This is a genomic window from Pseudopedobacter sp., assembly GCF_040392825.1.
Lineage (GTDB): Bacteria > Bacteroidota > Bacteroidia > Sphingobacteriales > Sphingobacteriaceae > Pseudopedobacter.
In genome coordinates, this window is the sequence record NZ_JBEBVH010000213.1 from 1 (window position 1) to 6,884 (window position 6,884).

Annotated in this window: 8 protein-coding genes; 2 read left to right on the forward strand and 6 right to left on the reverse strand. The window is 35.0% G+C overall.

The window, feature by feature from the left end; translation table 11 throughout:
* The 5 genes from ABWO41_RS13645 to ABWO41_RS13665 form a co-directional block, all read right to left on the reverse strand.
* On the reverse strand, positions 1–1,681 hold a 1,681-nt coding region (locus ABWO41_RS13645; protein ID WP_353139031.1), incomplete at its 3' end, for an LruC domain-containing protein.
* Between the two features lie 199 nt (positions 1,682–1,880).
* Positions 1,881–2,402 (reverse strand): hypothetical protein, encoded by a 522-nt coding sequence (locus ABWO41_RS13650; protein ID WP_353139034.1) that lies wholly within the window; start codon positions 2,400–2,402, stop codon positions 1,881–1,883.
* The gene (locus ABWO41_RS13655; protein WP_353139037.1) at positions 2,399–2,740 is read right to left on the reverse strand and encodes an STAS domain-containing protein; all 342 of its coding nucleotides are present in this window, start codon (positions 2,738–2,740) and stop codon (positions 2,399–2,401) included. Before ABWO41_RS13655 ends, ABWO41_RS13650 begins: the two co-directional genes overlap by 4 nt.
* Positions 2,741–2,742: 2 nt before the next feature.
* Positions 2,743–3,867: a SpoIIE family protein phosphatase gene (locus ABWO41_RS13660; RefSeq protein WP_353139040.1), complete on the reverse strand. Its 1,125-nt coding sequence runs from the start codon at positions 3,865–3,867 to the stop codon at positions 2,743–2,745.
* 13 nt (positions 3,868–3,880) lie between these two features.
* Positions 3,881–4,420: a hypothetical protein gene (locus tag ABWO41_RS13665; RefSeq protein ID WP_353139043.1), complete on the reverse strand. Its 540-nt coding sequence runs from the start codon at positions 4,418–4,420 to the stop codon at positions 3,881–3,883.
* Positions 4,421–4,461: 41 nt separating this feature from the next.
* Between ABWO41_RS13665 and ABWO41_RS13670 the strand changes: the two genes are divergently transcribed.
* Complete coding sequence (locus ABWO41_RS13670) at positions 4,462–5,376, forward strand: glycosyltransferase family 2 protein (RefSeq protein WP_353139046.1); 915 nt, start codon at positions 4,462–4,464, stop codon at positions 5,374–5,376.
* Between the two features lie 9 nt (positions 5,377–5,385).
* Positions 5,386–6,558 (forward strand): glycosyltransferase family 2 protein, encoded by a 1,173-nt coding sequence (locus tag ABWO41_RS13675; RefSeq protein WP_353139049.1) that lies wholly within the window; start codon positions 5,386–5,388, stop codon positions 6,556–6,558.
* Between the two features lie 130 nt (positions 6,559–6,688).
* Here the strand turns inward: ABWO41_RS13675 and ABWO41_RS13680 are convergent.
* Positions 6,689–6,884 (reverse strand): hypothetical protein (locus ABWO41_RS13680; RefSeq protein WP_353139052.1); only part of this gene is annotated, 196 nt, incomplete at its 5' end.

Here is a 6,884-nt window from a genome sequence, read left to right on the forward strand (position 1 = left end):
ATGCTTTTTCAGGATCGTTCGGATAATCGTCCTCCTCGTCAATGATACCATCACCATCTGTATCCGGCTTTACTGGTGCAGGAGCTGTTCCATTACCAACTGTGTTACAAGAAGTCTTCGCTATATAAACCCCACAACCTTGTTTTGCTACACCATCAAACCTGGATGGATTTATAGTACGACTAGGGTCACAGTATTGAAATTTACCTTTAAATTTCACGCCGCCATTTGCAGAAACACCTTCATTAGACGAAGTAATAACTTTTACCAATGATGTATCGTTACCAAAACCTTCAATAATACCATCTGCAGCCCAAAGATATTTTGTAGATAACATTGCGCCATTATATAGGTTGAAAGTACCTTTCAGATTACTTCCATTATCTACCTGCAGATAGCTGTAATTATCAAATCTATTATCATTATTGAAGTTTGTTAAAACCCACCATTTACAGTTATTGATAATTTTTCCAGAGCCTGTATTATTAAGCTCTTTCACAGTTACAGAACCGTTATTAGAAAAAGTACCAGAAACATTCATTTTTGATTCAAGGGCGGTTAATGTACCATTATTAACCATGTTAGGTCCATTCAGGTTAACCTCACCGCTTACCACATTAAATGTATTGTCATTTGTGAAAGTTCCTGTATAAGTAGAATTATTATAAAGATTAACTGTACCAGTATTTAAAAACACAGGATTATTGTTATTCGAATTAAGGTTTCCTCTAACAGTTAGTACACCGTGATTATTAAAAGTACCCGCATTGTCTAAGTTAGAGGTTACTTCTAATACAGAACCGAAGTTTGTTGCAGTACTTCCTTGTGAAACATAAAGAACACCGTTAATCTTCAAATCTCTTGTATTATAAAATGTTCCTTTAACATGTAAGTTATCTAAACCCGTTACTGTTCCAAAGATTTTAAATATTGCATTTCCGTTTCCGTTATAATTGAAATTCTGGAAATTAACAGATGCTCCGTTTAAAATATATAATTCAGATCCTGCAAGCAATTTAGCACCTCTTAAAGCCACATTGGTACCGGTTACATATACCGCACCTCTTACCTCATTAATGTTATTGATTTCAATGTTATTCCCACTGATAACATAGGTTTTATTCGCTTCGAAATTATAACCATTTTGGTAGCTTGTAGAAACAACTATTGCACCTGTAGGAACTGCCGGGCTTGTTTCTGCAACCGGAGTACTTAATAATGAAGCTCCATATGCAGATGATTTAACAGATTTAACTCCTGAAACAGGACCAACTACACCATTTTCGCTAATTGCGACAGACACACTTGCTGATGTGATGTTAACCGGGCCAGATACTGCACTGCCATCAGGAGCGGTTTTAACCACATAAACCTGAGTCATAGTTATTGGCAATGCAATTTTTGTATTATATGGCTCTATCTGCGTCGCAGAACCTTTTAAAATAATTTGACCACCTTTATTTGGATCACCGTTGTAAACGGTAATCACATGTTTTTTGTTAGAAAATCTGGAATCGCTTACACCAAAACTAAAATTCACCTCACGAGTGGTTTTCCAGTCAAACTGAGCCGAAATATTAACTTCACTCAAACTTTTTCCTGTATCACTTACCGGAACATCGTCCTTCTTACAGGCGGCAAAAAAAGCAATGGCTAAAATGGAAAAGTATTTTATTTTCATATTATCTTATCTATTATCTTAAAGACACCTCAAATGATGCAAACAATGCTCCAATTTCACGTAGGGTTTACACTTATTAAAAAAGTGCCTCCAGTATTGTATCAAAAGGATTCCGAGAGAATATCTTACATTTTATTTAATTAAAAACTGAGGAATATAATCCACATTACGCATTAATGGGAGTTATTTTGCACAACTATTAAACTTTAAGTATTACAGAAAACACTTCTGTTTCATCGTCATCTTCAAATTCGTAAATAAAATCTTCCGAACAAACAGTAATAATGTGCAAACCAAAATGATCCTTGAGACTATCTGTAGGCAAACCTAATTTAATTGGATCCAGAAATCTGAATTTATTTTCAGTAACTACTTCGATATAGTGATTATTTGTTTCTGAAAAAAAGATTTCTTTTATACAACTGGTTTCTGCATCGCCAAGCTTATCTAACAGGTTTGCTTTAAAATGATGGCCCTTAATTTCTTTCCTGATTAAAATTTCTCTCTGACCAATCTTAAATTCAAAAAAACAATCTTTCTTCTTCCCATGCTTGATGTAGTTGGTACAAAGTTCAATAACAATAAAACGAAGTTTGTTTTCGTGTAAGAAAGAAAGCGGTATTATACCTTTTGTCTGACGTACCAATTCATCAACAAAGGGGCCAATATCCTCTGCGGCTTTCGGAGCTTCAAATAACATTAAGTAAGGTTTATCAATCATCCAAAATGGGATATAGCTTTTTCCAGGGAACTTTCTACAATAAAAACTTTGTTTAGCCTTGTAATTTCAAACAGGCTGTAAATGTTTGAATTTACATCTACCAGCACCAGCTTTCCGTTCACAGCAAGCAAAGCTTTTAATACAGACACCAAAGCTCCTAAAAATGAACTATCTATATAGGTTACCTTTTTAAAAGAAATAATAAGGTTCCGCTCTCCCGACTCTATTTTTTCAATAATCTTACTCTTAAAATCATCTGCAATATTTAAGTTGGCTTCTGCTTCTTCTATCGTGATCAGCGATATATCATTACCCAGATCTTTCTCCTCTAATTTCATTCTTATTTTCTTTTTAGTATAATAAAACTACAATCGTCTATCTGTGTTTTGTGTTTATCGAACAGTAAATTCTTAATTTCTTCCGATGACACACCCGTTTTTTTGTATTCCAAAAGTTTCTCCTTCAGTAGTCCGAGATTAGATTTCTTCTTGCCATCTATTTCAAAGTCCATCATCCCATCAGATACCATAAATATCTCATCACCTTCATCTACCGGGATTACCTGTTCGCCATAATTTCCGTCCTCAAAAAAACCTAAAAGTAATCCATCAGACTGGAACGCAGATAACTCTTTCGTATCTCCTTCATATTTTAAAAGTGGCAAATCACCTGCACCGCTATAGGTCACATTCCCAGCTTCATCATCTATCAATACAATACTTAATGTCGAAAAAACATCATCAAAAAAATCATCGTAATAAACAACTTTATTAATTTTATTTAAAATGCCCGACAGCGATAAGTTTCCATCAAAAACACAGATTCTGATAGCAGAACGAATGTAGCTTAAGAAACTGAATGAAAAGAACCATGCGCCCCATTTTTTCCCCATTACGTCTCCAAGAACAACAAAGGTATATCGTTCGTTTATTTTGATGATGTCGATAAAATCTCCACCCGGATAATTCTGATAAGTCTGGTTGTAAAACTGAATATCAAAATTATTCAATTCCGGTGCTTCTGATGGAATGTTCTTTAAATTTAGCTTCTCTGCTACCTTGCGCAACTCAGAAAGCGATTTTTGGTGCTGCTCTTCAACCGCTTTCATGATGTTCTTAATTTTGGCAATTAGCTGAGAAGGGGGAATATCTTTCGGAATATAATCTAAAGCATTTAAATCCAGACCTTTTTGAATCAATTCATTATCGTTAAAAGAGGTCAGGAATATAAAAGGAACATCTTTAACAGCCTCGTTTTGCAAAACTTTTTCTCTGAAGACAAAGCCGTTCACTTCAGGCATATCATAATCTGATATGATTAAATCGGGCACAAAATTTTGTAGAACTTCTTCTGCCTGTTTTACAGAAATAGCAATCTTACATATGTACCCGTGAGATTTAAGCTGCCTTTCCAGCACCTTTAGCTGAAAAAGTTCGTCGTCTACCAAAAGTATTTTGTTATTCAATGTATTATTAAGCTTATTCGTTATTAAATTTAAGATAAGATTTGATAACTATATATATTCCGGTAGCAATTATTATCAGCGATATCAAATCCATTAAGGTGAAACCATCATTATAGGTAAAATGGAAAATTGTGAACATCTCGAAATAAGGCGGTGCAGGTAAAACAACCATTGCAAAACCTAAGGTTATCATCAAAAAACCGATTATGATTTGCGTAATTTTAGCTACGGTTTCTTTAAGTCTTAATTTTTTAGCTTGCCTGGAATCGATATAATTATTATTCAGTAAAATCTCCAGCTGATTCAATTTTTCCAGGTTATCGATATCAAGCATACTTACTTCTTTAATTTCGGAAATTACTTCTTTCTGACTAAGCTTTTTCTCAATAACTGAATTAAATTTATTCTGCATCTGCTTAATACTGGAAGAATCCAAATCACTCTTATCCAACAGTTTCAGAAGCTCATCTAAATGTTTTTCTACCGCAAGATTTTGTTTGGCTAAATCATCGAATTGCTTAATCTGATTTGATATGTTTTTTTCTTTGGACAAAATCTTGTTAATTTGGTCAAATATAATCTTTCTATTCTTTAATGGTCAAAGTTTCCGTTATTACTGTCAATTTCAATCAGCCTGAGGTTACTATTGAATTACTAAACTCTATCAATACATATTACAAGGATTTTCCTTTAGAAATTATAGTTGTTGATAATGGAAGTAAAAATAACCATGAAAATGCTTTTAAAGAACTTTTTCCGGATATAATTTTCATCAGGTCTGATAAAAATCTGGGCTTTGCCGGTGGCAATAACCTCGGCTTTAAAGTAGCTAAAGGAGAGTATATATTACTTTTGAATAACGACACAGAAGTAGTTGAAGGCTTTATAGAAACCATGATAAATCAGTTCGAATCCAATCCTAATATGGGTATATTATCGCCTTTGATTCTTTATTTCGATAGAAAAAACCTGGTACAATATGCCGGATTTACCCCTATGAACTACTTAACGGCCAGAAATAGCTGTATTGGACAATTTGAAATTAATAACGGGCAATTTTCACAAACCAGAGAGACCGGATATTGCCATGGTGCCGCAGCAATGTGCAGAAAGTCTGATCTGGAACAGGCAGGTTATATGGAAGAGAACTATTTTCTTTATTACGAAGAACTGGATTGGTGCGAGAAATTCAAAAGAATAGGTAAAGAGATATGGTTCACCGGAAGTACTCATATCTTTCACAAAGAATCTATCAGCGTAGGAAAAGAGAGTCCGTTAAAGACTTACTTCCTTACGAGAAACAGAATGTTATTTATCAGAAAGAACACCGGGTTTATAAATACACTGATATTCAATATTTATTATGCATTTATCGCCTGCCCAAGAATGTATTTAAATTATCGTAAAAACAAAAGGAAAGATCTTGCAAAATGGGTGGTTAAAGGTTTATTATGGAATTTTACACATTCTAAAAGCAGTAGAAGCCTTGGTTACAAAATTCCTAACTAGAATATCAATATGATTACTTTTTTCTGGATCTGTATATTTATCATCTTCTATAGTTTCATTGGTTACGGCTTGTTACTTTTTACTTTGGTCAGACTCAAATCTGTATTCAGTAAGAAAAAAATATTTGATCCGCATTCTCCCCTTCCTTCTGTAACCTTATTAATTGCGGCATATAACGAAGAAGATTTTATTGAAGAGAAAATAAAGAACTGCCTCGAGCTTAATTATGACAAAGATAAATTACAGGTTTTGTTTATAACAGATGGCTCATCTGACGCTACTCCCGAGATTATAGCAAAAGATCATGAAGTAGATCTGCTTCATGAAGATAACAGAGCCGGAAAAATGGCTGCTATTAAAAGAGCAATTCCTTTCATCAAATCAGAAATTATTGTCTTTACAGACGCCAACACTTATTTAAATAAAAACGCTATTATAAATTTGGTAAAACATTACCAAAATCCCAAAGTAGGTGCTGTAGCCGGAGAAAAAAGAATCCAGATAGATGAAAAAGCTGATGCCAGCTCTGCAGGAGAAGGTTTTTACTGGAAATATGAATCTAAATTAAAAAAGTGGGATTACGAATTGTATTCTAATGTAGCTGCTGCCGGAGAATTGTTCAGTATCAGGAAGGAGTTATATCAACCTGTAGAAAGCGACACCATTATCGACGACCATATGATTGCTATGCGAATTGCAGAAAAAGGCCACATTATTGCCTATGAAGCAGGCGCATACGCACTAGAAACCGCTTCTGAAAACTCGGCTGAAGAGCTGAAACGGAAAATCAGAATCTCTGCAGGGGGAATACAGTCCATTTTCAGATTGAAAAAAGCCGCCAATCCTTTCAGAAATCCAATATTAACTTTCCAATACATCAGTCATAAAGTATTAAGATGGGCTGTGACGCCAAGCTTAATGGTTTTAGCTTTTGCTCTTAATATCGCAATCGTTATTAATTATCCCGAGTTAAAGTTCTATGGCATCATTTTAACACTTCAAATAGTGTTTTATCTGGCTGCATTATTCGGCTGGTTCTTAGAGAAAAAGAAAATTAAGATGAAGATATTCTTTATACCTTATTACTTCTGTTTAATGAATTATGCTGCCTTAGCAGGGACTATCAGATACTTCAAGGGTCAACAATCCGCGGCCTGGGAAAAATCAAAAAGGAAAGCTTAGTTCTGTTAAGCTGAAGGTAAAAAGCTAAAGGCAAAAGGCTTAAGGCTGTTAGCGAAATATTAACGGCAGTAGACGTATCTAGGCCTGTCCGGCTACTGAGGACGGAAAGCCTTGAGCGTAAAAAATATCCTCATCCGCCCGTTGGGCACCTTCTCCCCCAAGGAGAAGAACTAATAAACAATGGCAGCAAAAAGGTTAGGGCAATACATATTAACCCACAGAACCATTCCCAAGAACGCCCCCCGGCCTCATAACGATTTGCGTTAAGAAAACCAGCGTATGTGAGCGCCCGGAACAAAATGCTGTCTGAGCGAAGCGAGTTCATT

What these genes read in the sequence shown, in the direction of transcription:
- ABWO41_RS13655 (WP_353139037.1), bottom strand. Translation starts at nt 2,740, where the DNA reads ATGAAATTAGAGGAGAAAGATCTGGGTAATGATATATCGCTGATCACG.
- ABWO41_RS13675 (WP_353139049.1), top strand. Translation starts at nt 5,386, where the DNA reads ATGATTACTTTTTTCTGGATCTGTATATTTATCATCTTCTATAGTTTC.
- ABWO41_RS13650 (WP_353139034.1), bottom strand. Translation starts at nt 2,402, where the DNA reads ATGATTGATAAACCTTACTTAATGTTATTTGAAGCTCCGAAAGCCGCA.
- ABWO41_RS13670 (WP_353139046.1), top strand. Translation starts at nt 4,462, where the DNA reads ATGGTCAAAGTTTCCGTTATTACTGTCAATTTCAATCAGCCTGAGGTT.